This window comes from Streptococcus oralis, from assembly GCF_003943825.1.
GTDB classification, from domain to species: Bacteria; Bacillota; Bacilli; order Lactobacillales; family Streptococcaceae; genus Streptococcus; species Streptococcus oralis_CD.
Genome location: NZ_RJNJ01000085.1, coordinates 1 through 655 on the forward strand (window position 1 = coordinate 1; position 655 = coordinate 655).

Here is a 655-nt window from a genome sequence, read left to right on the forward strand (position 1 = left end):
TCTGAAACTAGACCATACACCAAAGCAAGACCAGAATCAAAAGATGAATAAAGGAGCATAATCATGAAAAAGCTTAAACTTAATAGTGGTATGAAATCAGAAAAAACTATAGATGGATATAGACTAAATCCTACGGAGAAGTATGTTATCAATTTGGAAGATGAAATGGAATTTGCAATATCTACAATGCAAGCAATTTATATGTTTGGTTTTCCACCAGCATTTAAAAATTGGCATGCTTGGCTATTTGAGAATGGTTTTAGTACAGAAACACCAAATCCAACAAATGAATTTGTAGCAAAGTTTTATGGAAGAGAACCTCTTTGGAAAACTCCATATTCAATGGGAATAGTTGTAAAAGCAGAGGAAGATGATGATTTCTACATTGTTATGGAATGTAGTAGTAAAAATACAGGTTTCAAACACACACAAATTATCCTTACTATGGATGGCTGTCTTTGAGTGGAATCCTTCCATAATATAATTTCAAACTCTGACTATTCTGTATCGTGTTATAGTATAGAAATTTCTCTCACCACATGTTGAGGCAGCATCACTGCTTGTACGAGCTTAGAAAAAATGTTGACAAAAAAGCCTTGGTGTCAAGCTTTTTTTGGTATCCTCAAAAAGGTAATTTTATAATTGACAATTTGTC

At 32.8% G+C, this 655-nt stretch carries 1 protein-coding gene; it reads left to right on the plus strand.

What is annotated here, in order from left to right; translation table 11 throughout:
• Nucleotides 1-63: 63 nt before the first annotated feature.
• Nucleotides 64-462, plus strand: coding sequence for a hypothetical protein (locus tag D8863_RS10735; RefSeq protein ID WP_102210767.1), 399 nt, complete (start codon nt 64-66; stop codon nt 460-462).
• Nucleotides 463-655 lie beyond the last annotated feature (193 nt).

Coding starts and splice junctions, on each gene's coding strand:
- D8863_RS10735 (WP_102210767.1), top strand. CDS start 64: ATGAAAAAGCTTAAACTTAATAGTGGTATGAAATCAGAAAAAACTATA.